General features: G+C 73.5%; 20 protein-coding genes. 12 read left to right on the top strand and 8 right to left on the bottom strand.

Annotated features, from left to right (window positions below; translation table 11 throughout):
• Positions 1-17: 17 nt before the first annotated feature.
• On the bottom strand, positions 18-3254 hold the full coding sequence (locus tag ACI79Y_RS07895) for a glycosyl hydrolase 115 family protein (protein ID WP_457157939.1): 3237 nt from the start codon (positions 3252-3254) through the stop codon (positions 18-20).
• Positions 3255-3480: 226 nt separating this feature from the next.
• On the opposite strand from ACI79Y_RS07895, the gene ACI79Y_RS07900 reads away from it, so the two are divergent.
• From ACI79Y_RS07900 to ACI79Y_RS07910, 3 genes are all read left to right on the top strand, one after another.
• Positions 3481-4188 (top strand): hemerythrin domain-containing protein, encoded by a 708-nt coding sequence (locus ACI79Y_RS07900; RefSeq protein ID WP_457157940.1) that lies wholly within the window; start codon positions 3481-3483, stop codon positions 4186-4188.
• A gap of 73 nt (positions 4189-4261) precedes the next feature.
• On the top strand, positions 4262-5002 hold the full coding sequence (locus ACI79Y_RS07905; RefSeq protein ID WP_457157941.1) for an enoyl-CoA hydratase-related protein: 741 nt from the start codon (positions 4262-4264) through the stop codon (positions 5000-5002).
• Between the two features lie 189 nt (positions 5003-5191).
• Positions 5192-6745: a flagellin N-terminal helical domain-containing protein gene (locus tag ACI79Y_RS07910; RefSeq protein WP_457157942.1), complete on the top strand. Its 1554-nt coding sequence runs from the start codon at positions 5192-5194 to the stop codon at positions 6743-6745.
• Positions 6746-6800: 55 nt separating this feature from the next.
• Here the strand turns inward: ACI79Y_RS07910 and ACI79Y_RS07915 are convergent, their stop codons facing one another.
• Entirely contained in the window at positions 6801-7847 is a 1047-nt protein-coding gene (locus ACI79Y_RS07915) for a YihY/virulence factor BrkB family protein (RefSeq protein ID WP_457157943.1), read from the bottom strand.
• Positions 7848-8150: 303 nt separating this feature from the next.
• On the opposite strand from ACI79Y_RS07915, the gene ACI79Y_RS07920 reads away from it, so the two are divergent.
• Positions 8151-8321 (top strand): hypothetical protein, encoded by a 171-nt coding sequence (locus ACI79Y_RS07920; protein WP_457085427.1) that lies wholly within the window; start codon positions 8151-8153, stop codon positions 8319-8321.
• A gap of 58 nt (positions 8322-8379) precedes the next feature.
• On the opposite strand, the gene ACI79Y_RS07925 is transcribed toward ACI79Y_RS07920, so the two are convergent.
• On the bottom strand, positions 8380-10200 hold the full coding sequence (locus ACI79Y_RS07925) for an acyl-CoA dehydrogenase (protein ID WP_457157944.1): 1821 nt from the start codon (positions 10198-10200) through the stop codon (positions 8380-8382).
• Positions 10201-10295: 95 nt separating this feature from the next.
• Between ACI79Y_RS07925 and ACI79Y_RS07930 the strand changes: the two genes are divergently transcribed.
• Together ACI79Y_RS07930 and ACI79Y_RS07935 are read left to right on the top strand one after the other, a co-directional pair.
• Positions 10296-10766, top strand: coding sequence for a hypothetical protein (locus tag ACI79Y_RS07930; RefSeq protein WP_457157945.1), 471 nt, complete (start codon positions 10296-10298; stop codon positions 10764-10766).
• On the top strand, positions 10763-11932 hold the full coding sequence (locus tag ACI79Y_RS07935) for a zinc-dependent alcohol dehydrogenase (protein ID WP_457157946.1): 1170 nt from the start codon (positions 10763-10765) through the stop codon (positions 11930-11932). The genes ACI79Y_RS07930 and ACI79Y_RS07935 overlap by 4 nt, the downstream gene beginning before the upstream one ends.
• A gap of 169 nt (positions 11933-12101) precedes the next feature.
• On the opposite strand, the gene ACI79Y_RS07940 is transcribed toward ACI79Y_RS07935, so the two are convergent.
• Both ACI79Y_RS07940 and ACI79Y_RS07945 read right to left on the bottom strand, forming a co-directional pair.
• On the bottom strand, positions 12102-14033 hold the full coding sequence (locus tag ACI79Y_RS07940) for an MDR family MFS transporter (protein WP_457157947.1): 1932 nt from the start codon (positions 14031-14033) through the stop codon (positions 12102-12104).
• Positions 14030-14575, bottom strand: coding sequence for a MarR family winged helix-turn-helix transcriptional regulator (locus tag ACI79Y_RS07945; RefSeq protein WP_457157948.1), 546 nt, complete (start codon positions 14573-14575; stop codon positions 14030-14032). Before ACI79Y_RS07945 ends, ACI79Y_RS07940 begins: the two co-directional genes overlap by 4 nt.
• Before the next feature lie 182 nt (positions 14576-14757).
• Between ACI79Y_RS07945 and hrpA the strand changes: the two genes are divergently transcribed.
• Positions 14758-18774 (top strand): ATP-dependent RNA helicase HrpA, encoded by a 4017-nt coding sequence (hrpA, locus tag ACI79Y_RS07950; RefSeq protein ID WP_457157949.1) that lies wholly within the window; start codon positions 14758-14760, stop codon positions 18772-18774.
• A 9-nt stretch (positions 18775-18783) separates the two neighbouring features.
• Here hrpA and ACI79Y_RS07955 read toward each other — a convergent pair whose 3' ends face one another.
• Positions 18784-19146 (bottom strand): hypothetical protein, encoded by a 363-nt coding sequence (locus ACI79Y_RS07955; RefSeq protein WP_457157950.1) that lies wholly within the window; start codon positions 19144-19146, stop codon positions 18784-18786.
• Positions 19147-19307: 161 nt separating this feature from the next.
• Here ACI79Y_RS07955 and ACI79Y_RS07960 point away from each other — a divergent pair, with 161 nt between their 5' ends.
• The 5 genes from ACI79Y_RS07960 to ACI79Y_RS07980 all read left to right on the top strand — a co-directional run bounded on the left by ACI79Y_RS07960 (position 19308) and on the right by ACI79Y_RS07980 (position 23735).
• Positions 19308-19712, top strand: coding sequence for an ATP-binding protein (locus ACI79Y_RS07960; protein ID WP_457157951.1), 405 nt, complete (start codon positions 19308-19310; stop codon positions 19710-19712).
• 74 nt (positions 19713-19786) lie between these two features.
• Positions 19787-19942: a hypothetical protein gene (locus ACI79Y_RS07965; protein WP_457157952.1), complete on the top strand. Its 156-nt coding sequence runs from the start codon at positions 19787-19789 to the stop codon at positions 19940-19942.
• A gap of 186 nt (positions 19943-20128) precedes the next feature.
• Complete coding sequence (locus tag ACI79Y_RS07970; protein ID WP_457157953.1) at positions 20129-22426, top strand: xanthine dehydrogenase family protein molybdopterin-binding subunit; 2298 nt, start codon at positions 20129-20131, stop codon at positions 22424-22426.
• Positions 22423-22926, top strand: a complete 504-nt coding sequence (locus ACI79Y_RS07975; protein ID WP_457157954.1) for a (2Fe-2S)-binding protein — start codon at positions 22423-22425, stop codon at positions 22924-22926. The genes ACI79Y_RS07970 and ACI79Y_RS07975 overlap by 4 nt, the downstream gene beginning before the upstream one ends.
• Positions 22923-23735 carry an FAD binding domain-containing protein gene (locus ACI79Y_RS07980; protein ID WP_457157955.1) on the top strand — a complete coding sequence of 271 codons (813 nt, stop codon included), beginning with the start codon at positions 22923-22925 and terminating at the stop codon, positions 23733-23735. The genes ACI79Y_RS07975 and ACI79Y_RS07980 overlap by 4 nt, the downstream gene beginning before the upstream one ends.
• A gap of 84 nt (positions 23736-23819) precedes the next feature.
• Here the strand turns inward: ACI79Y_RS07980 and ACI79Y_RS07985 are convergent, their stop codons facing one another.
• Both ACI79Y_RS07985 and cysD read right to left on the bottom strand, forming a co-directional pair.
• Positions 23820-25106 carry a sulfate adenylyltransferase subunit 1 gene (locus ACI79Y_RS07985; RefSeq protein WP_457157956.1) on the bottom strand — a complete coding sequence of 429 codons (1287 nt, stop codon included), beginning with the start codon at positions 25104-25106 and terminating at the stop codon, positions 23820-23822.
• Positions 25106-26026 (bottom strand): sulfate adenylyltransferase subunit CysD, encoded by a 921-nt coding sequence (gene cysD, locus ACI79Y_RS07990; protein WP_457157957.1) that lies wholly within the window; start codon positions 26024-26026, stop codon positions 25106-25108. Before cysD ends, ACI79Y_RS07985 begins: the two co-directional genes overlap by 1 nt.
• Positions 26027-26121 lie beyond the last annotated feature (95 nt).

The raw sequence follows: 26121 nt of genomic DNA on the forward strand, positions 1-26121 counted from the left end.
CCGGTCACGCTGCTGGCTCAGCGGGGAGCGATGCGCCCCTTGCTGGCCCACAGGCTCTCCGGCGGCCCGAGGTAGCTCGGCAGCTCACCGCCGGTGTCCACCACCAGCTTCTGCAGCACCACCGTCGGGTCGACCATCCAGAACTTGAGCACGTGGTGACCGGGGGTCTCGATCACGTGCTGCGTCGTCGTCCGGTTGACGTTGTCGGAGGTGTTGCGCTGCCACTGCCGGTTCATCGTGGTGTCGTTCGCGCCGGTCTCGGCGATGATGTCGACCACCTGCGGCGGCGCGTCGTCGATCGAGATCGCGTACTGCAGCCCCTCGGGCGGCAGCACGTCGTTGCGCGGGGAGAGGTACGCCGTCACGTCCACCGGGCCGGTGGTGGTCAGGTGCATCTCGTACGCCAGGTGCGGGCTGTCGCCACCCGGGGTCTGCCGCGGCGTGCGCAGCGGGTAGGGCTTCACCCCGTCGCTGTCCCGGCCGATGTCCGGGATCGTCGTCCAGGTGACGCCGTTGGTCTCGACCGCGCGGCTGTAGTGCTCCGCGTTCATCGAGACGTACCCGCCGCCCTCGACGAAGCCCTGGGCGCCACGCACGTCGGGCTTCTCGATCACCGCGGTGACGACGACCTGCGCGCCGTCCGGGCCGGTGACCGTCAGCGGCACCTCGGTGCGGCCCTGCGGTGCCCGGCCCCACTCCACGATCAGCTCCGCCCGCACCTGGTCGGTGACCCGGCCGCGCGGCTTGTCCAGGTGCACCCACGGCACACCGGGCGTGATCGTGTAGTCGAAGGCCTGGGTGCCCTTGTTGAACACCTCGACGTAGGGGGCCGGGGTGCCGGCGTACCGGCTGTACACCGGCAGCACCGCCGGCTCCGAGGACGCCGGCCAGGACTGCTCCGACCCCTCGATCGCCACGCCCATCTCCGCGACGGCCGGGACCTCGATGCGCTGCAGCGCCGGGTAGATCTCGTCCGGCAGCGCCTCGTGGTTCTCCTCCGGCTGCTGCCAGCCGGCGTTGGGCCCGTAGCGCTCGACGTCGCCGTAGCCGATGTGCGGCTGGGTCTGGAAGCCCTCCCACTTCCCGCCGGCGATCTCGGTGTTGTAGCGGTCCGCCATCGCCTGGTCCTCGGCGAAGTGGGCCTCGGCCTCGTCGGCCAGGCGGTTGGTGGCCGCCCGGCCCTGCTCCGCGTAGAGCAGGTTGGTGAACTGCGCGTTGCGCAGCTCGTAGACGTTGGCCGTCGCCTGCACCGGGTAGCCGACCAGCTGGAAGAACGTGTCCCGCTGGGCGGGCAGCACCCGCTTGGACAGCCGGTCGGCCTGCGCGGCGAGCTCCTGCCAGTCGGCGGTCACCCGGTCCATCTCCCGGTAGGCGGTGAGGCTGAACGGGTTGCCCTCGTCGTCGTAGAGCACCGCCGAGGGGTCGGTCCGCAGGTCCTTGGTCTCGTCGAGGCTGATCGCCCGGTTCAGCAGCTCCGGCTTCCGCCGGGACTGCAGGACGCCGTACTGGTAGAGCACCTCCGCGATGTCCTCGGCGAACGTCGGCCCGAAGTTCTCCACGGCGAAGCGCCGCTCCCACTCGTGCAGCTGGTCCAGGCCCCAGCGCTCGGTGTCCCAGGCGAAGTCGAGGAAGAACTGCGTGGGCACCTCGTTGCCCTTCAGGTCACCGACGTTGGTGACCCACAGGTCGGAGATGCCGGCGCTGGCCGACTGCTCCAGCTGCTCCCACAGGTTCGGCAGCGACGTGGTGTCGACCCACTTGTAGTTGCGGCCGTCGCCCACGTAGTCGAAGTGGTAGTAGAGGCCGAAGCCGCCGGGGCGGGCGTCGGAGGGCTGGGGCAGCTTGCGCATGTTGCCCCAGTTGTCGTCGGTCATGATCACCGTGACGTCCTCGGGAGCGCGCAGCCCCTCGTCCCAGTACCGCTGGACCTCCTTGTAGAGGGTCCACACCTGCGGCGTCTGGTCCGCCGGCTTGCCGGTGACCTCCTCGATGATCCGCCGCTGGGTGGCGATGATGTCCTCCATCAGCGCGATGCCGGCGCCGTCCTCGAGGGCGACGTCGCCGTTGCCGCGCATCCCGATGGTGACCAGCCCCTCGATGTCCTGGTCGACCATCCGCTGGATGCCCTCCCGCCAGTAGGCCTCGATCGCGGCGCGGTTGCGGCGGAAGCTCCACTCGCCGGTGCCGCCGTAGGGGTCCGAGCCAGGCTCGACGATGTTGCCCTCCGCGTCCCGCTTGGCCGGGACCGCGTGCCGGTTCCACTCCTCGATGCCGCGCAGCATCGGCGCCTCGTGCGAGGTGCCCATGACCACGCCGTAGCGGCTGGCGGTCTCGTGGTTGGCCGGGTCGTCCTCGGCGAAGGCGCGGCCCCACACGGCCGGCCACAGGTAGTTGGCCTTCAGCCGCAGCATGGTCTCGAAGACCTGGCCGTAGAACTCGGCGTTGAAGCCGTTGGGGAAGCCCTCCGCCTCGCCCGGGCCGAAGAACTGCGGGGCCCAGCGGCCCAGCTGCGGGTTCTCGTCGTTGATGAAGAAGCCGCGGTACTTGACGTCCGGCGTGCCCTGGGTGTGCCGGCCGGGCAGCACGTACACCGTCTCCCGGTGCCGGGGCACGACGTCGTTCCAGAACTGCCACGGCGAGACGCCGATCCCGCGGGAGACGTCGTACGCGCCGTAGATCGTGCCCCGCTGGTCGCTGCCGGCGATGACCAGGGCCTGCTCGACGCCGGGCATCGGGTCCTCGACGACCTGCTGGAGCGAGGTCTCCCACTCCCCGGCGACGCCGGAGACGTCGACCTTCCCCGCGGCGACGAGCGAGTCGACCAGCGGGCTGTGGCCGATCGTCCCGACGATGACGACCTCGCGCTCGGCGGGGACGGCGCCGGTGACGACCTTCGGCGTCTGCCCGGTGACCTGGGCGATGTCCTCGGCGAGGTCGCCGACGGCGCGCCGGACGCCTTCGAACTCACCCGGGTCGACCACCAGGGTGGCGGCCCTGCCGGGGACGGCGAGGGGGAAGCGGCCGGGGCCGCCGGCGTACGCGAGGTAGGCGCCCGGGTCGGTCGGCGCGGTGGCCGGCTGGCCGGGTGCGCCGGCGGGGGGAGGGGCCGCCGACGCCGAGGTGGCGCCGGCCGGCACGGTCAGGGCGAGCGCCAGGCCGACCAGGAGTGCGCGGTGCGGAGTGCGCCGCCACCTCCCTGGCTGACCGGCGCCACGCCGGGAGGGCGGGCGTAGACGGAGGGCGGTTGAGCTCATGTCCGGCTCCACGGTGAGGGACGGATGGGCGGGCGGGGCTGCCCGGACACGTCGTTCCGAGAAGTTCCGGAACCTGTGTCCGCCGTCACCGTAGGGAGGTCGGAAAGCGGTGGCAATGCTGGGAGCCGGATCAGTTCCGGGACTCACGCAGGTGTAGTGCGTCCCGCTGTCGGGCATGTCGGACCGGTCGAGAAACGGCACCGCACGCACCCACGGGAGACCGTCCATGGCTCGCTCCATCGCCGACCAGACCGTTGCCGAACTCGGCGGACCGACCAGCGTCCTCGTCCGCCAGCGCGAGGACCACGCGGAGCTGGGCCGGCTGCTCGCCGAGCTCGACGGCACGATCGGCCGGGAGCAGGAGCAGGTGCTGCGGAAGATCGACCGGCTCGTGTTCAGCCACGCGTTCGCGGAGGAGACCGTGCTCTGGCCGGTCATCCGGCGGGTCCTGCCCGACGGCGACGCGCTGACCCGCCAGGTCGAGGAGGAGCACCAGGAGGTCAACGAGCTGGTCACCCGGCTGGAGGCGCTCGGCCACGACGACCCCCGGCGGGCCGAGACCCTCGATCGGCTGGTCGAGGTGCTGAACGAGGACGTCCGCGACGAGGAGGACGTGATGTTCCCCCGTCTGCAGGAGGCCCTCGACGCGAAGGCGCTGCGTCGGCTCGGGCTGCAGTGGGAGGTCGCCCGCCGGGTCTCCCCGACCCGGCCGCACCCCACCGTCTCCCGCCGTCCGCCGGGCAACGCCGTCTCCGGCCTGCCGCTGTCGCTGCTGGACCGCACCCGCGACCTGGTCGACGCCGGCGTGCAGCGCGCCCCGGAGCGCTTCGCCCCCGCCGGCGAGACGGTCAGCCGGGGACTGGCCGCGGCGGCCGGCTGGGTCGAGCGGGTGCCGCTGGCCCGCCGGGGCGACGGGCCGCCCACCGCCCGCTGACCCGGCGACCGGCTGGCGTGGTCTGATCGAGGCGAACGGCCGGCACCGGCGCCGGCCCCGCCAGAGGAGCCGCATGTCCGGTGAGGTCCTGCTCGAGGTGGACGGCGGCGTCGCGGTCGTCACGCTCAACGCCCCGGAGCGCCGCAACGCCCTGACGCCGGCGATGGCGGGGGAGCTGATCGCCGCCTTCGACGAGGCCGACGCGCGACCCGAGGTCGGCGCCGTGGTGGTCCGCGGTGTCGGCCGGTCCTTCTGCGCCGGCGGTGACGTGCAGACGCTGACCGCCGCCGGGCAGGACCCGGCCGAGCCGGTGGCCTACGCCGACATGGGCGCCATCTACGACTCGTTCCTGCGGCTGGGCCGGGTGCAGGCCCCGACCGTCGCCGCGGTCCGCGGCTCGGCGGTCGGCGCGGGGATGAACCTGCTGCTCGCCGCTGACCTGCGGATCGTCGCGCGGGACGCCCGGCTGCTGTGCGGCTTCCTCAAGCGCGGGATGCACCCCGGCGGCGGGCACTTCGTGCTGCTGTCCCGGCTGGTCGGGCGCGAGGCGGCGGCGGCGATGGCGCTGTTCGGCGAGGAGCTCGACGGCGCGGCGGCGGTGCGGCTGGGCCTGGCCTGGGAGACCCACGACGACGACGCGGTCGAGGACCGGGCCCGCGAGCTCGCCGCCCGGGTGGCCCGCGACCCGGAGCTCGCCCGGCTGGCGGCGACCAGCTTCCGGACCGAGACCGGTCCGCCCCAGCTCGACTGGGAGGCCGCCAGCCAGTATGAGCGGCCGGCCCAGATGTGGTCGATGCGCCGTTCGGCCGGCTGACGACAGGGCCGGGAGCATCGCAGCGAGGAACGAGCGAGGAGCGGACCGGGCCGCGGAGTCAGCCTGGGGTGCACGGCTGACCGGCCCACCGACCGGCCCGTTGTTCGGGTCAACTCGGCGCCGCCGCTGCCGTTGATCGATGCGGATCGACACAGCAGTCACAGGAGCACCAGCCGGGGGAGGGGTCGCATGGCGCTCAGCGTGCGGACGAACCTGCCCGCCATGTCCGCCCAGCGGCACCTGACCGTCGCCGCCGGGGGTGCGGCGCGCTCAATCGAGCGGCTGTCCTCGGGCCTGCGGGTCAACCGGGCGGCCGACGACGCCGCGGGCCTGGCCGTCTCCGAGGGGCTGCGCGCGCAGATCGGCGGCATCGGGCAGGCCCTGCGCAACGCCCGCGACGCGATCAGCGTCGTGCAGACCGCGGAGGGCGCGCTGTCCGCGAGCACCTCGATCCTCCAGCGGATGCGCGACCTCGCCGTCCAGGCCGCGAACGTCGGGAGCCTCGACCTGGGTGCCCGTCGCACGCTGCAGGCCGAGGTCGTCCAGCTGAAGGCGGAGCTCACCCGGATCGCCGCGACGACGACGTTCGCCGGCACCGCCCTGCTCGACGGCAGCTACCGCGGGGTCTTCCAGGTGGGCGCCGACGCCGGAGAGACGATCCACGTCGCCGTCGACCGTGCGCTCGACACGCTGGGGCTCGGGCTCGAAGGGCTCAACGTCGCCAGCATCGAGACGTCGCCGCCCGCCGTGGTCCCGGCCCGCGGGCGCGTCGTCGACCCGGCCGCGGGCGAGATCCGGATCACCGGGGCCACGACCGCTCCCGGCGGCATCCCCGGTCTGCGCGGCAGCGTGCGGCTGGGCGCCGTCCAGCTCGACCTGGCCTCGATCACCTACACCAGCACCGACGGGGTTCCCGGTGTCAGCACCGTCGAGGCGCTGGACCAGCTCAACGCCGCAGCGGCGGCCGCGGGCATCACGCACCGACCGGACCCGTTCGCCCTGGACGGCGCCGACCTGGTCTTCCGCGGACCGGAGCCCGGCAGCGACGCGGAGGCCGACGGGGCCGCCGAGGTCGAGTTCGTCGTGGACGGCACACCCCCGGCCGGCGGCGTGACGACCTGGGCGGCCCGGTACTCGTTCCCGCCCGCACCCGGGGTGCTGCTCTTCCGGGACCACCCGCCGGTCGAGCTGCCGGAGCTGCGCGGCCGGGTCTCCGCCGACGGGCAGGCGGTCGAGCTGGGCGCGGTCGCGTACGTGGACACCGACGGGAACGGCGAGATCGGCGCGGCGGAGGCGCTGGCGCAGCTGAACGACGCCGCGCAGGCGGCCGGGCTCACCGTGGACCCGCAGGCGTTCCAGGTCCTGTTCCACGCCGGGGGGCGGGGCACCGCCTTCTGGGGCGCGACCCCGCCGGACGGCGCGACACCGGACGAGCTGGCAGCACTCACCCCCGTCTTCACCCCCGCGCCCCACCCGATCGACCAGATCGACGACGCGCTGGCGCTGGTCTCCGCGGCGCGGGCCGACCTCGGCGCGGTGCAGAACCGGCTGGGGCACACCATCGCCAGCCTGGGCGTGGCGCTGGAGAACACCACCGCGGCGCGGTCCCGGATCGTGGACGCCGACATGGCCCAGGAGGCGGCGGCGCTGGCGCGCAACCAGATCCTCGTCCAGGCCGGCACCTCGATGCTCGGCCAGGCCACCGTCTCCGCCGATCGGGTGCTGACCCTGCTGGGCGGCTGACACACATCGGGCCCGGCTCCTGGGCAGGAGCCGGGCCCGATGGTCGAACGCAGGGTCAGGTGGTCTGCTGACGCTTCGGCTCGTCCCGGGCGTCCAGCTGGATCTCCTTCTCCGCGCGGGGCACGCCGGCCTTCAGCTCCTTCGTCCGCTCCATCTCGGCGTCGAACTCGATGCCGAACAGCAGGGCGAGGTTGATCAGCCAGAACCAGATCAGGAAGATCACCACACCGGCCAGCGCCCCGTAGGTGGCGTTGTAGCTGCCGAAGTTCGCCACGTAGAAGGCGAACAGCGCGGAAGCGACGACCGCGACCAGGATCGCCACGCCGGCGCCGGGACTGATGAACTTGAAGCCGCGGAGCTTGGCGTTCGGGGTGGCGTAGTAGAGGACCGCGATCATCAGTGCCAGCAGCACCAGGATGACCGGCCACTTCACCCAGGTCCAGATGGTCAGCACGGTCTCGCCGAGGCCGATGGCCTGGCCGATCGCGTCGACGACCGGGCCGCTGAGCACCAGCATCGCCAGGATCAGCGCGGCGAAGAGGATGCCGATCAGCGTGACCAGCAGCTGCAGCGGCTTCAGCTTCCAGATCTTGCGGCCCTCACGGGTCTCGTAGACCACGTTGGCCGCCCGGGTGAAGGCGCCGACGTAGCCCGACGCCGTCCAGATGGCGCCCAGCAGACCGAGGACCAGACCGAAGCCGGCGGCACCGGGACTGCCGGCGACCTGCTGGATCACCGGGTTCAGCGTCTCGGCAGCGTCGTCCGGGACGACCTCGGTGAGCGCCGTGGTGAGTTCCTCCGGGTCGGTGAGCAGCCCGACGATGGAGGCGAGCGCGGTCAGCGCCGGGAACAGCGCCAGCACGCCGTAGTAGGTGAGCGAGGCTGCCCAGTCGGTCAGGCCGTCCTCGCTGAACTCCTTCACCGTGCGCTTGAACGTGCCACCGGTGGTGGGCTTGGGGTCGGCGCCGGTGGGCGCGAAGTCGGCCCGCTCGTGCGTGATGTTGTCGTCGTCCGGCGCGATGTCGCGGGCGGCGTTCGGTTCGTTGGGGGAGGTGTCCCCCTGAGCGCCCTGCTGGGCGCCCCGTGCTCGTGCTCCGGCCATCAGGCCCTCCGGTGTGCCGCTGGTCTGTGTCGGAGCTGCGGTTCCCACTCCGGGTGCCGGTCACGCCTGCGGAGGACGCATTCCAGTAACGGCCGTTCCTGACGGGTGGACCAGGGGTGAACACCCGGAGAACACGGCCGCTCCCGACCGCGCCGCTCCGGGGAGCGACGAGCATCACATCGAATCGACCGAAGAAGTCTCCCCAGGGACGGTTCGCCGGCGACGGAACGGGCACCGATCCGCCCAGAACGGCAACCGCTGGCTCCCCCCGGCGGTCCCCGAGAGGAAGTGTGGAGCAGACAGATGGTGTTGTGGCCGGCGGTGACCCTGGTCGGTTTCCTGGTGCTGACCGCCCTGGTGATCGCGATGGGCACCCAGTCGACGGCGCGCTGGGAGGCGGAGAAGCGGGCGGCGTCCGCCCCGCGGGCCCGGCACGCGGCCCCCGAGGGCGTTCGCGCCACGGCGGCCCTGTAGCCCCTCCCCGTACGCGCCCGACGGCGGTCTCCCGGCTGGGAGGCCGCCGTCGTCGCGTTCAGAGCCAGTCGGGCGGGGTGTCCAGCACCGTCCGGTCCAGCGAGGCCAGCAGCGCCAGCTGCGGCCCGACCTTCGGCAGCTCCCAGCGCTGGAAGAACCGTGCTGCCTGCCGCTTGCCGGCGTAGAAGGGGCCGTCCCGGCCCTCCTCGTCCCGCCCCTCAGTGGCCAGCGCCTGTTCCAGCCACAGCCAGCCGACGACGACGTGCCCGACCGCCTCCAGGTACACCGTCGCGTTGGCGAGCGCCTGCTCCGGGTCACCGTCGGCCCACACGGCTCCGGTGACCGCGCCGATCCGCGGCACCAGCGCGTCGAGGGTGGCGGCGAGGTCGGCCCAGGCGGTCTCCCGGGCCCGCTGGGTGGTGGCGGCGATGGTCTCGGCCAGCAGGGCCAGGCCCGCGCCGCCGTCGGCCACCACCTTGCGGCCCAGGAGGTCCAGCGCCTGGATGCCGTGGGTGCCCTCGTGGATCGGGTTGAGCCGGTTGTCCCGGTAGAACTGCTCGACGGGGAAGTCCCGGGTGTAGCCGGCGCCGCCGAGCACCTGGACGGCCAGGTCGTCCGCGGCCAGGCACCACTGCGAGGGCCAGCTCTTCGCGATCGGGGTGAGCACCTCCAGCAGGAGGTGGGCCCGGGCTCGCGCGTCCTCGGTCTCCGCCGTCCGCTCCTCGTCGACGAGCCGCGCGCAGTACAGGCCGAGCGCCAGCCCGCCCTCCACGTAGGACTTGGCCGCCAGCAGCATCCGCCGCACGTCGGGGTGCTCGATGATCGGCACCGGGGCAGCCCCGCCGTCGCCCGCCCGCCCCTTCCCGGTCAGCGGGCGGCCCTGGGTGCGGGTGCGTGCGTAGTCGAGGGCGTGCAGGTAGCCCGTGTAGCCGAGTGCGGTGGCGCCCATCCCGACGCCGATCCGCGCCTCGTTCATCATGTGGAACATGTAGGTCAGGCCGCGGTGCTGCTCACCGACCAGGAAGCCCACGGCACCGGGGCGGCCGTCGGGGGTGTAGCCGCCCTCACCGAAGTTGAGCAGGGTGTTCGTCGTCCCGCGGTAGCCCATCTTGTGGTTGAGCCCGGCCAGCACGACGTCGTTGCGCTCACCGAGGCTGCCGTCCGCACGCACGAGGAACTTGGGCACGATGAACAGCGAGATGCCCTTCACGCCGGGCGGGCCGCCGGGGACCTTGGCCAGCACCAGGTGGACGATGTTCTCGGTGAGCTCGTGGTCGCCTGCCGAGATCCACATCTTGGTGCCGGTCAGCCGGTAGCTGCCGTCGTCCTGCGGCTCCGCGCGGGTGGCGATGTCGGCCAGCGACGAGCCGGCCTGCGGCTCCGACAGCGCCATCGTGCCGAACCAGCGCCCCTCGGCCATCGGCGGCACGAAGGCGTGCACCTGCTCGGGCGTGCCGTGCGCGACCAGCAGGTTGGCGTTGGCCATGGTGAGGAACGGGTAGGCCGAGGTGCCGATGTTCGCCGCCTGGAACCACGCGTGCACCGCCTGGTTCACCACCGCCGGCAGCTGCAGCCCGCCCAGCTCCTCGGGCAGCGCCGCGGCGGTCATCCCGGCGTCGGCGAACACCCGCAACGCCGCGGCGACCTCCGGGATCAGCTGCACCCGGCCGTCGACGACGTGCGGCTCGTGCTCGTCGGCCGCCCGGTTGTGCGGTGCGAAGTGGTCGGTGGCGATCTCCGCGGCGAGCTCGAGCACCGCGTCGAAGGTCTCCCGCGAGTGCTCGGCGTAGCGGGGGCGCTTCGTCAGCATCTCGACCTGCAGCCACTCGTGCAGCAGGAACTCCAGGTCGCGGGCGCTGAGGATCGACGACGGGGACACGGGCTCCTCCAGGCGACGGCGGTGTCGGTGGGCCGGGGCCCTGCCGCCAGGCTAGGCCGGGTGTCCGGGGCAGGCCGGTCGGGTAGGGGCCGGGCATGGACCTGTCCACGATCGTGACCCGCGCGACGAGCCTGGCCGGCGAGGCCGGCAGCAGCGCGCTCAAGCAGCTGCAGCACATCCGGGTGCCCGGGGTCGGTCAGTCCTCGGTCACCGACGACCCGCGGACGGCGGCCCGGCGGTGGCGGGCGGTGACCGTGCTGACCGACGCCGACGCCCTGCGGACGACGCCGCCCGCGCCGCTGACGGCCTTCGGCGACCGGCTCGAGGTCCGGGTGACCCCGGCGCCGGGCGACCGGGGTGCCGAGCTGGCCGCCCGCTTCCGCGGCCCGGTGACGAAGGACGAGATCGGCGAGCTCCGCGCGGCGCTGCGGGAGGCCAAGCAGCTGGTCGAGGTGGGCCAGGTGCTGCGGGTCGAACCGCAGCCGCACGGCCACCGCAAGGAGACGCCGCAGGGCGCCGTCCTGGACGGCATGACCCGCGACGCGGGCAAGGAGGGAGTGCTGTGAAGGCCGCGACCTGGACCGGGGTGAACGAGGTCTCCGTCGAGGAGGTCCCCGAGCCGCAGCTGCTCAACGACCACGACGTCATCCTGAAGATCACCCAGTCGGTCACCTGCGGCTCGGACCTGCACCTGGTGGGCGGCTACATCCCGTTCATGCGCGCCGGTGACGTGCTGGGCCACGAGTTCATCGGCGAGGTCGTCGAGGCCGGGCCCGCCGTGCGGAACCGGAAGGTGGGCGACCGGGTCGTCGTCGCGCCGTTCGCCGCCTGCGGCAACTGCTGGTACTGCAAGCAGGAGCAGTACTCGCTCTGCGACAACGGCAACGCGAACCCGGGCATCACCGAGGGGCTGTGGGGCCAGAGCCCCGGTGGCTGCTTCGGGTACTCCCACGCGATGGGTGGCTACGCGGGCAGCCACGCCGAGTACATGCGGGTGCCCTACGCCGACGTCGGCACCTTCGCCGTCCCCGAGGGTGTCTCCGACACCCGGGCGCTGTTCGCCTCCGACGCCGCGTCGACCGGCTGGATGGGCGCGGACCTGGCAGGCACGAAGCCCGGGGACGTCGTCGCCGTCTGGGGCGCCGGTGGGGTGGGCCAGATGGCCGCCCGGGCGGCGGTGCTCCTGGGCGCCGAGCAGGTCGTCGTCCTGGACCGGGTGCCCGAGCGGCTGGCCCAGGTGCGCGAGCACGTGGGTGCCGAGGCGGTCGACTACACCACCACCGACGTGCTGGCGGAGCTGCGCGAGCGCACCGGCGGCCGCGGTCCGGACGTCTGCATCGAGGCGGTCGGCATGGAGGCGCACAGCCCCGGTGCGCCGGGCGTCTACGACCAGGTCAAGCAGCAGTTGCGGCTGCAGACCGACCGGCCCACCGCGTTGCGCGAGGCGATCATGGCCTGCCGCAAGGGCGGTTCGGTGTTCAGCCTCGGCGTCTTCGCCGCGATGGTGGACAAGTTCCCGATGGGCGCGGTGATGAACAAGGGCCTGACCCTGCGCGGCGCCCAGGTGCACGCCCAGCGGTACATCCCCGAGCTGCTGGAGCGGATGGCCCGCGACGAGCTGGTCACCGAGCACCTGGCCACCCACACGATGCCGCTGTCCGAGGCGCCGCGGGGGTACCAGATGTTCAAGGACAAGTCCGACGGCTGCGTGCGGGCGGTCTTCGAGCCCTGACACCCGAGGCGACGCACCCGCCCGCCAGTTGATCATCGGCAGTGCGTCGCGGGACACGCCGATCGCCGGCGTGTCCCGCGACCACATGCCCATGATCAACACGGGTTGACCCCGCAGGACGACGACGGCCCCCTCTCCTGGCGGCGAGGGGGCCGTCGTCGGTGCACCGTCAGTCGCGCGGTCGACCCGCGCCGTCGGGCAGGTGATCGGCGGGCAGGCTGGCCAGCCCGGTCGGCTGGTCCGGCGCGGCCTCGTGCCGGCCACCCTCGGGACGGTCCTCGTCCGCCTCGGCGGCCTCCTGCCGGCCGCCTTCCGTCGAGCCGCCCTCGGCCAGCCGTCGGTCGGTGCGGTCGGCGTCCTCCACCGGCGGCAGCGTGGACGTCGGCGCCGCGGCGCCGGCGGCGTTGGCGCCCGCCAGCGCCGGGTCGTCCGCGGCGGGGTCGCCGGCCTCACCGGCACCGGCCTGCTGGGCCTGGATCCCCGACTGGGTCCGCAGGGCCAGCTGCGGCAGGAAGACCAGCACGAGGAAGCCGAGCGCGACGACGCCGGCGGCGATGAGGAACACCAGGTCCAGGGCGCTGCTGAAGCCCTCCTGGAACGGGCGGACCAGCAACGGGAACTGCTGGATGGCGGTGGTGTCCGACAGCAGCGACTCGGTGCCGACCTGCTGCAGCTGCTGGGCCTGGGCGGCGGCGTCGGGGTTGCCCGCGGCGACCCGGCCGACGGCGTCGCCGACCTCCTGTGGCAGCCGGGTGAACAGCACCGACAGGAAGATCGCCGTGCCCAGGGTGCCGCCCATCTGCCGGAAGAACGTGACCGAGGAGGTGGCGACGCCGATCTCCCGCGGGCTGACCGCGTTCTGCACCGCGAGGATGACCGGCTGGAAGTTGAAGCCCAGGCCGAGGCCCAGCATGACCATGAACGGCACCAGGGCCCACACCGAGGTCTCGGCGTCGACGATGAGGGAGAGGCTGACCAGCGCGGTCACCATCAGCCCGACGCCGATGAGCGGGAAGGGCCTGTAGGTGCCGGTGCGGGCGATGAACTGCCCGGAGAAGACCGAACCCAGCATGATGCCGAGCACCAGCGGGATCATCTGCAGGCCGGCCACCGTCGGGCTGGAGCCGTGCACGACCTGCAGGTACTGGGGCAGCAGCAGGATCCCGCCGAACATGCCCATCCCGAGCACGATGCTGGACAGCCCGCTGACGGCGAAGGTGCGGTTGCGGAACAGCCGGATCGGCAGCAGGGCGTCGTCGCCGTAGGCGCGCTCGGCCAGCACGAAGGCCACCAGGCCGACGACGCCGATCGCGTAGCAGGCGATCGAGGTGGCGCTGCCCCAGCCCCAGGTGCGGCCCTGCTCGGCGACGATCAGCAGCGGCACGAGGGCGACGACCAGTGCGAGCGCGCCGGGCCAGTCGATCCGGTGCTTGCGCGGGGTGTGCGGCAGGTGCAGGACGGCGGCGACGACGACCAGCGCGATCGCACCGATCGGCACGTTGACCAGGAAGATCCAGCGCCAGCCGGCGACGCCGAGGATCGACTCCTGCCCCGACAGCGCCCCGCCGATGACCGGGCCGAGCACGCTCGAGGAGCCGAAGACGGCCATGAAGTAGCCCTGGTACTTGGAGCGCTCCCGCGGCGGCACGATGTCGGCGATGATCGCCAGCGCCATCGACATCAGGCCGCCGGCACCGATGCCCTGCACGGCGCGGAACCCGGCCAGGGAGTACATCGACCAGGCGAACGTGCACAGGAGCGAGCCGAGGACGAAGACGATGATCGCGAACAGGAAGAACGGCCGCCGGCCGTAGATGTCGCTCAGCTTCCCGTACAGCGGGGTGGCGATCGTCGAGGTGATCAGGAAAGCCGTCGTGGCCCAGGCCTGCTGGTCGTAGCCGTTCAGGTCGTCGGCGATGGTGCGGATCGCGGTGGAGACCACCGTCTGGTCCAGCGCGGCCAGGAACATGCCGAGCATCAGCCCGACGAGGATCGTGAGGATCTGCCGGTGGGTGAACACCCCGGAGGCGTCCGGGGCGGCGGCGGCCGCGCGGGCCTCCCGCCGGTCGGCCGCGGACGCGCGGTCGCTGGTCTGGGTCATCGGTCCTTCTCGGGGGAGTCCACGGGTCCGCCGGCGGCGGAGCCCAGGGTGGGGAGGTGGTCGGTGAGGTCCTGCACGAACCGGCGCAGCTGGGCGGTGAAGCCGGCCAGCTCACCCGGTGCCCAGTCCGCGGTCACCGCGGCGAGCAGCGCGTCGCGCTCCTGGCGGAGCTGGTCGAGCACCGCCTCGCCGGCCGGGGTGACGACCAGCCGGCTCACCCGGCCGTCCTGCTCGTCGGCGACCCGGCGTACCAGCCCACGGTCGACGAGCAGGGTGACGTGGCGGCTCACGGTGGACGGATCGGCGTGCACCAGCTCGGCGAGGGCGCCCTGGCGCAACGGGCCGAGACGGGTGAGGGGGAACAGCAGCACGTGGGCGGCGCGCTCGCGCGCGTCGCCGCCGGCCCCGCCGGTCGGGCCGGCGGCCTTGAGCGCGTGCATGACGCGCATCAGCCGGGCCAGCTCGTCGGAGAGCGACGTCGGCGTGCCGGCGGCCGGGGCGGTGCCTGGTGGGGTGCCCGGTGCGGACGCGAGCTCGGTCACAGCGTCTCCGGTCGTCGATTGTGCGGACGGCGCCGCGCTGCGCCGGGAACGGTTGCACTCTACAAACCGTTGCGCCATGCATGCAACAAGTTGTGCGGAGCATGCAGTGTGACGCGGGCGACGTCCGGGCCGGGGATGGGACGCTGGAGGCCGTCCGCACCGGAGAGGAACCCCGAACGACCGTGAGCACCCCGCACGACGAGCTGCGCTCGCGGCTGTCCGCGTTGACCCTCGCCGACGAGCACCGGCTCCGCCGGCGCCTCGACGGCACCCGGCGCACCAAGGACTCGGCCGCCCGCGCCCGCCAGCGCGAGCGGATCAGCGAGGACGTCGCCGCCGCGGAGGCCCGCATCGCCGCGCGGCGCGCCGCCGTCCCGGTGGTCGCCTACCCCGACGAGCTGCCGGTGAGCCAGCGACGCGACGACATCGCCGCAGCCGTCCGCGACCACCAGGTCGTCGTCGTCGCCGGCGAGACCGGATCGGGCAAGACCACCCAGCTGCCGAAGATCCTGCTCGAGCTCGGCCGCGGGGTGCGTGGTCGGATCGGGCACACCCAGCCGCGGCGCATCGCCGCCCGGACGGTGGCCGAGCGGATCGCCGAGGAGATCGGCACCCCGCTGGGCGACGTCGTCGGCTGGAAGGTGCGGTTCACCGACGAGGTGGGCGACCGGACGCTGGTCAAGCTGATGACCGACGGCGTGCTGCTGGCCGAGGTGCAGCGCGACCGGATGCTCCGCCAGTACGACACGATCATCATCGACGAGGCGCACGAGCGGAGCCTCAACATCGACTTCCTGCTGGGCTACCTGGCCCGGCTGCTGCCGCGCCGGCCGGACCTGAAGCTGGTGATCACCTCCGCGACGATCGACGTCGACCGGATCGCCAAGCACTTCTCCGGCCTCTCGGTCGCCCCTGACCGCCAAGATGGCCATTCTGGCGGCCAGGAAGGCGAGGGGGACGGCGGGCAGGTGCCCGTCGTGGAGGTCAGCGGGCGCACCTACCCGGTCGAGGTCCGCTACCGGCCGGTGGTCGACCCCGACGACCCGGACGCCGACCCCGACCGCGACCAGGTGAGCGCGATCGTCGACGCCTGCACCGAGCTGATCGCCGAGGGGCCGGGCGACGTGCTGGTCTTCCTCGCCGGTGAGCGGGAGATCCGGGACACCGCCGAGGCGCTGGGCGGGGTGACGGAACGGTCCGGCGCACCGATCGAGGTGCTCCCGCTCTACTCCCGGCTGTCGGCCGCCGACCAGCACAAGGTCTTCCAGGCGCACACCGGCCGGCGGATCGTGCTGGCCACCAACGTCGCCGAGACGTCGCTGACCGTGCCGGGCATCAGGTACGTCGTCGACCCCGGGACCGCCCGGATCTCCCGGTACAGCCATCGCACCAAGGTCCAGCGGTTGCCGATCGAGCCGATCAGCCAGGCCTCGGCCCGGCAGCGGTCGGGCCGGTGCGGGCGCACCAGCGAGGGCATCGCGATCCGGCTGTACAGCGAGGACGACTACGACGGTCGCCCGGAGTACACCGACCCGGAGATCCTGCGCACCAACCTCGCCTCGGTGCTGCTGCAGATGGCCTCGCTGGACCTGGGCGACGTCGCCGACTTCCCGTTCATCGACCCGCCGGACCGCCGGGCGGTCGCCGACGGCCTGGCGCTGCTGGAGGAGCTCGCCGCCCTGGACGGCGAGGGCCGGCTGACCGAGACCGGCCGGGCACTGGCCGCGCTGCCGCTGGACCCGCGGATCGCCCGGATGGTCGTGGAGGCCGACCGGCGCGGGGTGCTGGAGGAGGTGCTGGTCATCGCCGCCGGGCTCACCGTGCAGGACGTGCGGGAGCGCCCGGCCGAGCACCAGCAGGCCGCCGACGAGCTGCACCGCCGGTTCGCCGACGAGAACTCCGACTTCCTCGCGTTGCTCAACCTCTGGCGGTACCTGGGGGAGAAGCAGGACGAGCTCTCCGGCAACCAGTTCCGGCGCACCGTGAAGCGCGAGTTCCTCCACTACCTCCGCATCCGGGAGTGGCAGGACCTGCACGGGCAGCTGCGCAGCACCGCCCGTCGGCTGGGCATGACCACCGGTGCCCTCGCGCCCGAGCCCGACGAGCGCGGGGTGACCGCCTCCCTGCTGGCCGGGCTGCTCTCCCAGGTGGGCGTGCAGGCCGAGCCCGCCAAGAACCGCGACGGCAAGCCCGGACGCCCGGGCCGGGAGTACCTGGGCACTCGCAACACCCGGTTCGTGATCGCCCCGGGCACGCCGCTGGCGAAGAAGCCGCCGCGCTGGGTGGTCGCCGCGGAGCTCGTGGAGACCAGCCGGCTGTTCGCCCGCACCGTGGCCCGGATCGACCCGGAGGTCGTCGAGCGGCTCGCCGAGCACCTGGTCAAGCGGACCTACAGCGAACCCCGCTGGGACGCCAAGCGCGGCTCGGTCGTGGCCACCGAGCGGGTCACCCTCTACGGGCTGCCGCTGGTCGTGGGCCGGCGCGTCCAGTACGGCTCGATCGACCCGGTCGTCTCCCGGGAGCTGTTCATCCGGCACGCCCTGGTGCAGGGGGAGTGGACGACCCACCACCGGTTCTGGGCGGAGAACCAGGCGGCGATCGAGCGGGTCGCCGAGCTGGAGGAGCGGGCCCGCCGCCGCGACATCCGGGTCGACGACGAGACGGTCTTCGAGCTGTACGACGAGCGGATCCCCGCCGACGTCGTCTCCACCCGGCACTTCGACCGGTGGTGGAAGCAGGCCCGCCGGGAGACCCCGGACCTGCTCACCTTCACCCCGGAGATGCTGACCAACGCCGCGGTCGCCGGGCAGGTGCAGGTCGAGGACTACCCGGACCAGGTGCAGCTGACGCAGGGGCTCACCCTGCCGCTGTCCTACGCCTTCGACCCGGGCGCGCCCGAGGACGGCGTCACCGTCGACGTGCCGCTGGGCGTGCTGGACGCCGTCGCGTCGCAGACCTCCGGTGCGTCGCTGGCCTTCACCGTGCCCGGGCTGCGGGAGGAGCTGGTCACCGAGCTGCTGCGCTCGCTGCCCAAGCAGCTGCGCCGGGGCCTGGTGCCGATCCCCGACCGGGCGCGTCAGGTGCTGCCGCTCATCGACCCGGCGGAGCCCCTGCTGCCGGCGCTGGAGCGGGAGCTGCGCCGGGCCACCTCCGTGGTCGTCCCACCCGACGCCTGGAACCCCGCGGAGGTGCCGGCGCACCTGCGGGCGACCTTCCGGGTGCTCGACGACCAGCACCGGCCGCTCGCCACCGGCAAGGACCTGGCCGCGCTGCGGGCGCAGGTCGCCCCGCAGGCCCGGGCGAGCCTGGCCCGGGCGGCGTCGACCTACGAGCGCACCGGGCAGACGAGCTGGACGTTCGGCACGCTGCCGCGCTCGGTGGAGGTGCAGCGGGGCGGGCACGTGGTCACCGCGTACCCGGCGCTGGTCGACGAGGGGGAGACGGTCGGCGTCCGGGTGGTCGCCACCGAGGCGGAGGCGACCCGGCTGGGCTGGCGCGGGGCCCGGCGCCTGCTGCTCCTGACCGTCGGTCCGCCGGTGAAGCAGGTGGTCAAGGGGATCGGCCCGCGCAGCCGGCTGGCGCTGCAGTTCAACCCGGACGGGGAGATCCCGGACCTGGTCGCCGACTGCGCCGACGCCGCCGCCGACGAGCTGGTCGCCGCGGCCGGCGGTCCGCCGCGGGACGAGGCGGCCTGGGCCGCGCTGGTCGAGGCGGCTCGCACCCAGTTGCTGCCGCTGACCAGCGACGCCGTCCGGCGGGTCGAGGCGGTGCTCACCCAGGCGCGCGAGGTGGCCGTCGCCATCGGTGCGGCACCGGGACGGCGGGTGCCCGAGGCGGCGATCACGGACCTGCGCCGGCAGATGGGCGGGCTGCTGCACAAGGGGTTCGTGGCGGCGGCCGGCCGACGGCGGCTGCCGGACCTGGTGCGCTACCTGACCGCGATGGCCTACCGGCTGGAGCGGCTGCCGGCCAACGCGGCTCGGGACGCCCTGCTGATGGAGACCGTCGCCGCGGTCACCGCCGAGTACGAGCAGCTGCGTCGGCAGGTGCCGGCCAGCGGTGCGCCGGACGACCCGGTCGCGCGCGTGCGGTGGATGGTCGAGGAGCTGCGGGTGGGGCTGTTCGCCCAGGCGGTGGGCACCCCGCGGCCGGTCTCGGAGCAGCGGGTCTACAAGGCGATCGACCAGCTGCTGCCCTGAGTCGGGCGGTCAGGCCCGGTCCTGGCCGGCCTCCCTGAGCAGGGTGGAGATCCGCTGCCGGGTGACGCCGAACAGCGCGGCGATGCGGTTGATGCTCACGCCCTCGGCCTGCAGCGCCGTCGCCTGCTCCCGCCGCCAGGTGTGCCCAGCGGCGGACAGCGTGCCGAGCACCGCGCTGATGCTCTCGACCACGAGAGGACGACGCTCCCCGGTCACGACCTCGAGCCAGGGTCGGCCGTTGCGACGGGCCTCGAGCAGCTTCTCCGCGCGGTCACGGGCGTGCTCCAGCTGGGCCACGCAGGCGTCCAGCTCGGTGACCAGCTGGGCCAGCGCCCGGGTGGCCGGGTCGTCGGGGGGTCCGGCGCCGGTCATGGCGGCTCCTCGTCGGGAAGGCGGTGGGTGACCGGTTCAGTAGCACACTATCTAACGACACCCCTATTGCATGCAATAGGGGTTGCGTCAGCGCGCTGCTGATGGGATGGTCGTCCGCAATCCAGTCGCGCTGCGCTGGTCCGGACCGGAACGAGGCCACGATGTCCACCTTCACCGCAAGCGTCGACCTGCCTCCGATCCCGGGCAGCGTCCTGCTGGCCCGTCGGCTGGTCCGGGACGTGCTGCGCGCCTGGGGCGTCCCGCAGGACCGGGAGGACGCCGAGCTGCTGGTGACCGAAGTGGTGGCCAACGTCGTCGACCACGCCGGTGCCGACTCCTTCACCCTGGAGCTGACGCTGGCCGGCGCCTGGTTGCGCATCGCGGTCGTGGACGGCTCCGCCATCCGCCCGGTGGTCCGGGCGCTGGACCACGAGGCCGAGCGGGGCCGGGGCATGCGGCTGGTGGATGCGATCGCCGACCGCTGGGGGGCCGAGGACCACCGGGACGGCAAGCGGGTCTGGTTCGAGCTCGCGCCGGTCGCCGTGGGTGAGCCGCCCGCCGGCTGACCCACGGCGTTTGCACCCCTGGGGCAGCGGGGAGGGCCGCTGGGACAGCAGCCCAGTGGACGACGGGAGTCGAGATGACCGAGCCCAGCAACGTGCAGCCGGCCGGCGAGGAGCTGACCGACGAGGAGATGGTGGAGGCCGTCGCCGGCTCCACCGACAGCGCTTCGGAGAACGCCGACCGTGCCGGCCGGGACTGGGACGGCGACCCCTCGCAGGCGCCCCAGCAGTGACCGCGCCGGCTGCGGGCGCCTCGGGCCCCGCGGCCGGTCGCGCTCGCGCCTGAGGTTCGCCGGCCGCAGCCCCGTCGCCAGTTCTCCGGGCGCCAGGCCTCCCGTCAGGCGGGAGCGCGCTGTGGTCGCGCTCACATGCTGTGGCACCGTGTGCCGGTCCACGTCGCCGTCGACGAAGGCAGGCGCATGAGCATCCTCGGCACCCGGGTCGTCCGCACGGAGGACCCGCTCTTCCTCACCCGCGGGGCGGTCTACACCGACGACCTCACCGACGAGCGGCTCACCGGCGCCCTGCACGCCACGTTCGTCCGTTCCCAGGTCGCGCACGGCCGGCTGCTCTCGGTCGACACCTCCGCGGCCCTGGACGCACCGGGCGTCGTCGCGGTCGTCACCGCTGCCGACCTGGCCGACCTCGCGCCGATCCCGGCGGGCTTCCCGTTCGTCCACCCCTCGGTCACCCGCGACTGGCTGGCCCGCGACGTCGTCCGGTTCGTCGGCGACCCCATCGCCGTGGTGCTCACCGAGGAGCGCTACCAGGGGGAGGACGCCGCCGAGCTGGTGGCCGTCGACGTCGACCCGCTGCCGGCCGTGGTCGGCACCGAGGCCGCTGCGCGCGGCGACGTCCTGCTGTTCCCGGAGGCCGGCAGCAACGTGCTGGCCGCCTTCGGCGAGCCCGCGCCCGAGGACCTCTTCGCCGGCTGCGAGGTCGTGGTCACCCGGCGGATCGTCAACCAGCGGGTCGCCCCGGTGCCGCTGGAGACCCGCGCGGCGGCCGCGGTCTGGGGTGACGACGGCCGGGTCACCATCTGGTGCTCCAACCAGGGCGCCCAGCTCGCCCAGCGGGAGATCTCCGGCTGGCTCGGCCTGGACCCGGCGCTGGTGCACCTGATCACCCCCGCCGTCGGCGGGGGCTTCGGCGCCAAGATCGGCGCCGACCCGGAGTTCGCGCTGGTCGCGCAGCTGGCGAAGCTCACCGGCCGCCCGGTGCGCTGGGCGGAGAACCGCTCGGAGAACCTGGTCGGGATGCTGCACGGCCGCGGCCAGGACCAGGTGGTCACCATCGGCGGCCGCCGCGACGGGACGATCGAGGCCTACAGCCTCGTCGTCGACCAGGACGCCGGCGCCTACCCGCGCATCGGCGTCGTGCTGCCCACGCTGACGATGATGATGACGCCCGGCGTCTACGCCTTCCCCCGGGTGCACGCCCAGGCCCGGGCGATGGCCACGAACACCACCTCGATCGGTGCCTACCGCGGCGCCGGGCGGCCGGAGGCCACCGCGGCGGTCGAACGGGCGATCGACCTGTTCGCCGCGGAGATCGGCCGGGACCCGGCCGAGGTGCGGCGGACCAACCTCGTCCCGCCCTTCGACACCCCGCACACCACCCCGACCGGCGCCACCTACGACACCGGCGACTACGCCGCGGCCCTGGACAAGGCGCTGGACGCGGCCGGCTACGCGGAGCTGCGCGCCGAGCAGGCCCGCCGCCGCGCGGCCGGGGACGTGCGGCAGCTCGGCATCGGGCTGTCGGTCTACGTGGAGATCACCGGCGCGGGGGGCGAGGCCGGGGCGCCGCACGAGGACGCGAGCATCGAGGTGCACCCCGACGGCACCGCCACCGTGCTCACCGGCACCTCGCCGCACGGGCAGGGCCACGCCACCGCCTGGGCGATGATCGCCAGCGACCAGCTCGGCATCCCGATCGAGAAGATCACCGTGCTGCACGGCGACACCGACCTGGTGCCGACGGGAGGCGGCACCATGGGCTCGCGCAGCCTCCAGCAGGGCGGCGCCGCGGTGCACCAGGCCGCCGGGGAGCTGGTCGAGCTGGCCCGCGCCCGCGCCGCGGAGCGGCTGGAGGTCGACCCCGCCGACCTCGTCGTCGACCTCGGGCTGGCCGGGCTGGCGGTGGCGGGGTCCCCCGGCACGGGGGTGAGCTTCGCCGAGCTCGCCGCCGACGAGCAGCTGCTGGTGCGCACCACCTTCAGCGCCGCGGCGCCCACGTTCCCGTTCGGCGCGCACGTCGTCGTCGTCGAGGTCGACGTCGAGTCGGGCAAGGCCGAGGTGGTGCGGGTCGTGGCGGTCGACGACGCCGGCACGATCCTCAACCCGCTGCTGGCCGACGGGCAGCGGCACGGCGGGCTCGCCCAGGGGGTGGCCCAGGCGCTGCTGGAGGAGGTGCTCTACGACGCCGACGGCAACCCGCAGACCTCCACGCTGGCCGACTACCCGTTCGTCTCGGCGACCGAGCTGCCCAGCTTCGAGCTGGTGGAGACGGCCACACCCACCCCGATGAACCCGCTGGGTGCCAAGGGCATCGGCGAGGCCGGGACCATCGGCGCCACCCCGGCCACCCAGAACGCCGTCATCGACGCGGTCGCGCACCTCGGCGTCCGGCACATCGACATGCCCACGACCCCGATGCGGGTGTGGCGGGCCATCCAGCAGGCAGACCAGCAGGCGCAGCAGGAGGGGGACCAGTGAAGGTCACGATCACCGTCAACGGCGAGGAGCGCACCGACGACGTCGAGCCGCGGATGCTGCTGGCGCACTGGCTGCGCGACGCCTGCGGCCTCACCGCCACCAACATCGGCTGCGACTCGACGTCCTGCGGGGCGTGCACCGTCGTCGTCGACGGGCTGACCGTGAAGAGCTGCACCGTGCTCACCGCGCAGACCGACGGAGCACAGGTGACCACCCTGGAGGGGCTGGCCGGGCCGGACGGCGAGCTGCACCCGGTGCAGGCCGCGTTCCGCGCCGAGCACGGCCTGCAGTGCGGGTTCTGCACCCCCGGGATGGTGATGGCCGCGATCGGAGTGCTCGCCGACAACCCCGACCCCAGCGACCGGGAGGTCCGGGAGGGGCTGGAGGGCAACCTCTGCCGGTGCACCGGCTACCACAACATCGTCCGTGCGGTGCAGGCCGCGGCGCAGGCCGGGCCCGCCGCCGGTCAGGTGCCCCAGGCCCAGGAGGTGGCGGAGTGATCCCGGCACCGTTCGAGCTGGTCCGCGCCGGGTCGGTCGAGGAGGCGCTCGCCGCGCTGACCGAGCACGGCGACGACGCCAAGGTGCTCGCCGGCGGCCACTCGCTGCTGCCGCTGATGAAGCTGCGGCTGGCCGTGCCCGCCGTGCTGGTCGACATCAGCGGCATCCCCGGCCTCTCCTACGTGCGGCTCGAGGGCGCGGAGGTCGCGATCGGCGCGGGCACCCGGCACCACGAGCTGCAGCGCTCCGCCGTCGCCGGCACCGAGGTGCCGCTGCTGCCGCACGTCGCCGGCCGGGTCGGCGACCCGCAGGTGCGCCACCGCGGCACCCTCGGCGGCACCGTCGCGCACAGCGACCCCGCCTCCGACCTGCCCACCGCCCTGCTCGCCCTCGGTGGCGACGTCGTCCTGCAGGGGCCCGGCGGGCGGCGCACGGTGCCGGTGACCGAGTTCTGGCGGGGCTTCTTCGAGACGGCGCTGGAGCCCGACGAGCTGGTGGTGGAGCTACGGGTTCCGCGCACCGGCGCCGTCGGCTGGGGCTACCAGAAGTTCACCCGCCGGGAGAACGACTGGCCGATCGTCGCGGCGGCCGCCGTGCAGGGCCGCGTGGCGCTGGCGAACATGGCCGGCGCCGTCGTCCGGGCCACCGCCACCGAGGAGGCGCTGGCCGCCGGGGCGTCGATCGCGGAGGCGGCCGAGCTGGCCGACCAGGGGCTCTCGCCGTCCTCGGACATGCACGCCGACGCCGACTACCGCCGGCACCTGGCCCGGCTGCTCACCCGCCGCGCCCTGGAGCAGGCCGCCGCCTGAGCTTTCTCGCGCGAAAGCGCGCGTGCTTTCTCGCGCGGACGCGCGCGTGCTTTCTCGCGCGAAAGCGCGCGTGAGGGGCCGCCGCTACCGGGCGGGGGTGAGCATCCCGGCGCCGACCGTGGCGTTGGTGGCCTCGTCGATGAGGATGAACCGCCCGGTCGCCCGGTTGCGGTGGTAGTCGTCGACGAACAGCGGCTGGGTGGTGCGCAGCGTGACCCGGCCGATGTCGTTGAGCCCGAGGCTGCCCGCCTCCAGGTCGCGGTGCAGGGTGTTCACGTCCAGCCGGTACTGCACGTCCTTGACCATCGCCCGCACCGAGCGGGTGGTGTGCTTGACCGCCAGCCGCTGCCGGGCCTGCAGCGGCTGGTCGGACATCCAGCAGACCAACGCGTCGAGGTCCTGGGTGACCTGCGGGGCGTTGTGCGGGCGGCAGATCAGGTCACCGCGGGAGACGTCGAGGTCGTCGGCGAGCCGGACGGTGACCGACATGGGCGGGAACGCGGCGTCGACCGGGCCGTCGGGGCCGTCGATGCCGGCGATCGTCGTGGTCAGCCCGCTGGGCAGCACCTGCACCTCGTCGCCGGGGCGCAGGACGCCGCCGGCGACCCGGCCGGCGTAGCCGCGGTAGTCGTGGAAGGCGTCGGACTGCGGGCGGATGACGTACTGCACCGGGAACCGGGTGTCGACGAGGTTGCGGTCGCTGGCCACGTGCACGTGCTCGAGGTGGTGCAGCAGCGAGGTGCCCTCGTACCAGGGCATGTTCGCCGAGCGGGTGACCACGTTGTCGCCCTGCAGCGCCGAGATCGGGACGACGGTGACGTCGGGCACCTCGAGCTTGGTGGCGAAGGCGGTGAACTCCTCGCGGATGCCCTCGTAGACGGCCTCGGACCAGTCGACGAGGTCCATCTTGTTCACCGCGACCACCAGGTGCGGCACCCGCAGCAGGGAGGCGAGGAAGGCGTGCCGGCGGCTCTGCTCGACCATGCCCTTGCGGGCGTCGACCAGCACGATCGCCAGGTCGGCGGTCGAGGCGCCGGTGACCATGTTGCGGGTGTACTGCACGTGCCCGGGGGTGTCGGCGAGGATGAAGGTGCGCCGCGGGGTGGTGAAGTACCGGTAGGCGACGTCGATCGTGATGCCCTGCTCGCGCTCGGCGCGCAGGCCGTCGGTGAGCAGCGCCAGGTCGACGTAGTCGCCGCGGCTGGCCCGCTCGATCGCCGCGTACTGGTCCTCGAAGACCGCCTTGCTGTCGAACAGCAGGCGCCCGATGAGGGTGCTCTTGCCGTCGTCGACCGAGCCGGCGGTGGCGATCCGCAGGATGTCCTTGCGGGCGGTGGCGAGCTCGGCGGCCGCCTGGGAGAGAGCGCTCATCAGAAGTACCCCTCCTTCTTCCGGTCCTCCATGGCGGCGTCGCTGACCTTGTCGTCGCCGCGGGTGGCGCCGCGCTCGGTCAGCCGGGTCACCGCGATCTCGGCGATGACCTCCTCGACCGTGGTGGCGGTCGAGCGCACCGCGGCGGTCAGGTTGGCGTCGCCGACGGTGCGGTAGCGGACGCTCTCCCGCAGCACCTGCTCGCCGTCGCGCGGGGTGATGAACTCGTTGACCGCGTAGAGCATCCCCTGCCGGTCGACGACGTCCCGCTCGCGCGCCAGGTACAGCGGCGGGATGGCGATCTCCTCCTGCGCGATGTAGCCCCAGATGTCCAGCTCGGTCCAGTTGGACAGCGGGAACACCCGGATCGACTCACCGAGGTGGATCCGGCCGTTGTAGAGGTCCCACAGCTCCGGCCGCTGGTTCTTCGGGTCCCACTGGCCGAACTCGTCGCGGAAGGAGAACATCCGCTCCTTGGCGCGGGCCTTGTCCTCGTCGCGGCGGGCCCCGCCGAACAGCGCGGTGAAGCCGTGCTGCTCGACCGCGTCCAGCAGCACGGGGGTCTGGATCCGGTTGCGGGAGCCGTTGGGCTCCTCGCGCACCGTGCCGGCGGCGATCGCGTCGGGCACGGAGGCGACCACCAGCTCCACACCCAGCTCGGCGACGCGCTTGTCCCGGAACTCCAGCACCTCGGGGAAGTTCAGCCCGGTGTCGACGTGCATCACCGGGAAGGGGATGCGCGCCGGGGCGAACGCCTTGCGGGCCAGCTCCAGCATGACGATGGAGTCCTTGCCGCCGGAGAAGAGCAGCACCGGGCGCTCGGACTCCGCGGCCACCTCACGGATCACGTGGATGGACTCGGCCTCCAGCGTCTGCAGCTGGGTGAGCCGGTGGTCGGGCAGTGCGTCGAGCGGCGTCACGCTGTCGAGCTCCCGGGAACGGCGGGCAGGGGCATGCGCGCCGTCACGGGGACAGCGTCACTTGTGGGCCAACCCCACCGGGCTGATGGGGATTC

The organism is Modestobacter sp. SYSU DS0875 (assembly GCF_054050915.1).

Excerpts from the sequence above, each read along its gene's own strand:
- ACI79Y_RS07910 (WP_457157942.1), top strand. The coding sequence starts at position 5,192 with ATGGCGCTCAGCGTGCGGACGAACCTGCCCGCCATGTCCGCCCAGCGG.
- ACI79Y_RS07900 (WP_457157940.1), top strand. The coding sequence starts at position 3,481 with ATGGCTCGCTCCATCGCCGACCAGACCGTTGCCGAACTCGGCGGACCG.
- ACI79Y_RS07965 (WP_457157952.1), top strand. The coding sequence starts at position 19,787 with ATGACCGAGCCCAGCAACGTGCAGCCGGCCGGCGAGGAGCTGACCGAC.
- ACI79Y_RS07905 (WP_457157941.1), top strand. The coding sequence starts at position 4,262 with ATGTCCGGTGAGGTCCTGCTCGAGGTGGACGGCGGCGTCGCGGTCGTC.
- ACI79Y_RS07895 (WP_457157939.1), bottom strand. The coding sequence starts at position 3,254 with ATGAGCTCAACCGCCCTCCGTCTACGCCCGCCCTCCCGGCGTGGCGCC.
- ACI79Y_RS07940 (WP_457157947.1), bottom strand. The coding sequence starts at position 14,033 with ATGACCCAGACCAGCGACCGCGCGTCCGCGGCCGACCGGCGGGAGGCC.
- ACI79Y_RS07915 (WP_457157943.1), bottom strand. The coding sequence starts at position 7,847 with ATGGCCGGAGCACGAGCACGGGGCGCCCAGCAGGGCGCTCAGGGGGAC.
- ACI79Y_RS07955 (WP_457157950.1), bottom strand. The coding sequence starts at position 19,146 with ATGACCGGCGCCGGACCCCCCGACGACCCGGCCACCCGGGCGCTGGCC.
- ACI79Y_RS07960 (WP_457157951.1), top strand. The coding sequence starts at position 19,308 with ATGTCCACCTTCACCGCAAGCGTCGACCTGCCTCCGATCCCGGGCAGC.
- ACI79Y_RS07920 (WP_457085427.1), top strand. The coding sequence starts at position 8,151 with ATGGTGTTGTGGCCGGCGGTGACCCTGGTCGGTTTCCTGGTGCTGACC.
- ACI79Y_RS07985 (WP_457157956.1), bottom strand. The coding sequence starts at position 25,106 with ATGAGCGCTCTCTCCCAGGCGGCCGCCGAGCTCGCCACCGCCCGCAAG.
- ACI79Y_RS07930 (WP_457157945.1), top strand. The coding sequence starts at position 10,296 with ATGGACCTGTCCACGATCGTGACCCGCGCGACGAGCCTGGCCGGCGAG.
- ACI79Y_RS07970 (WP_457157953.1), top strand. The coding sequence starts at position 20,129 with ATGAGCATCCTCGGCACCCGGGTCGTCCGCACGGAGGACCCGCTCTTC.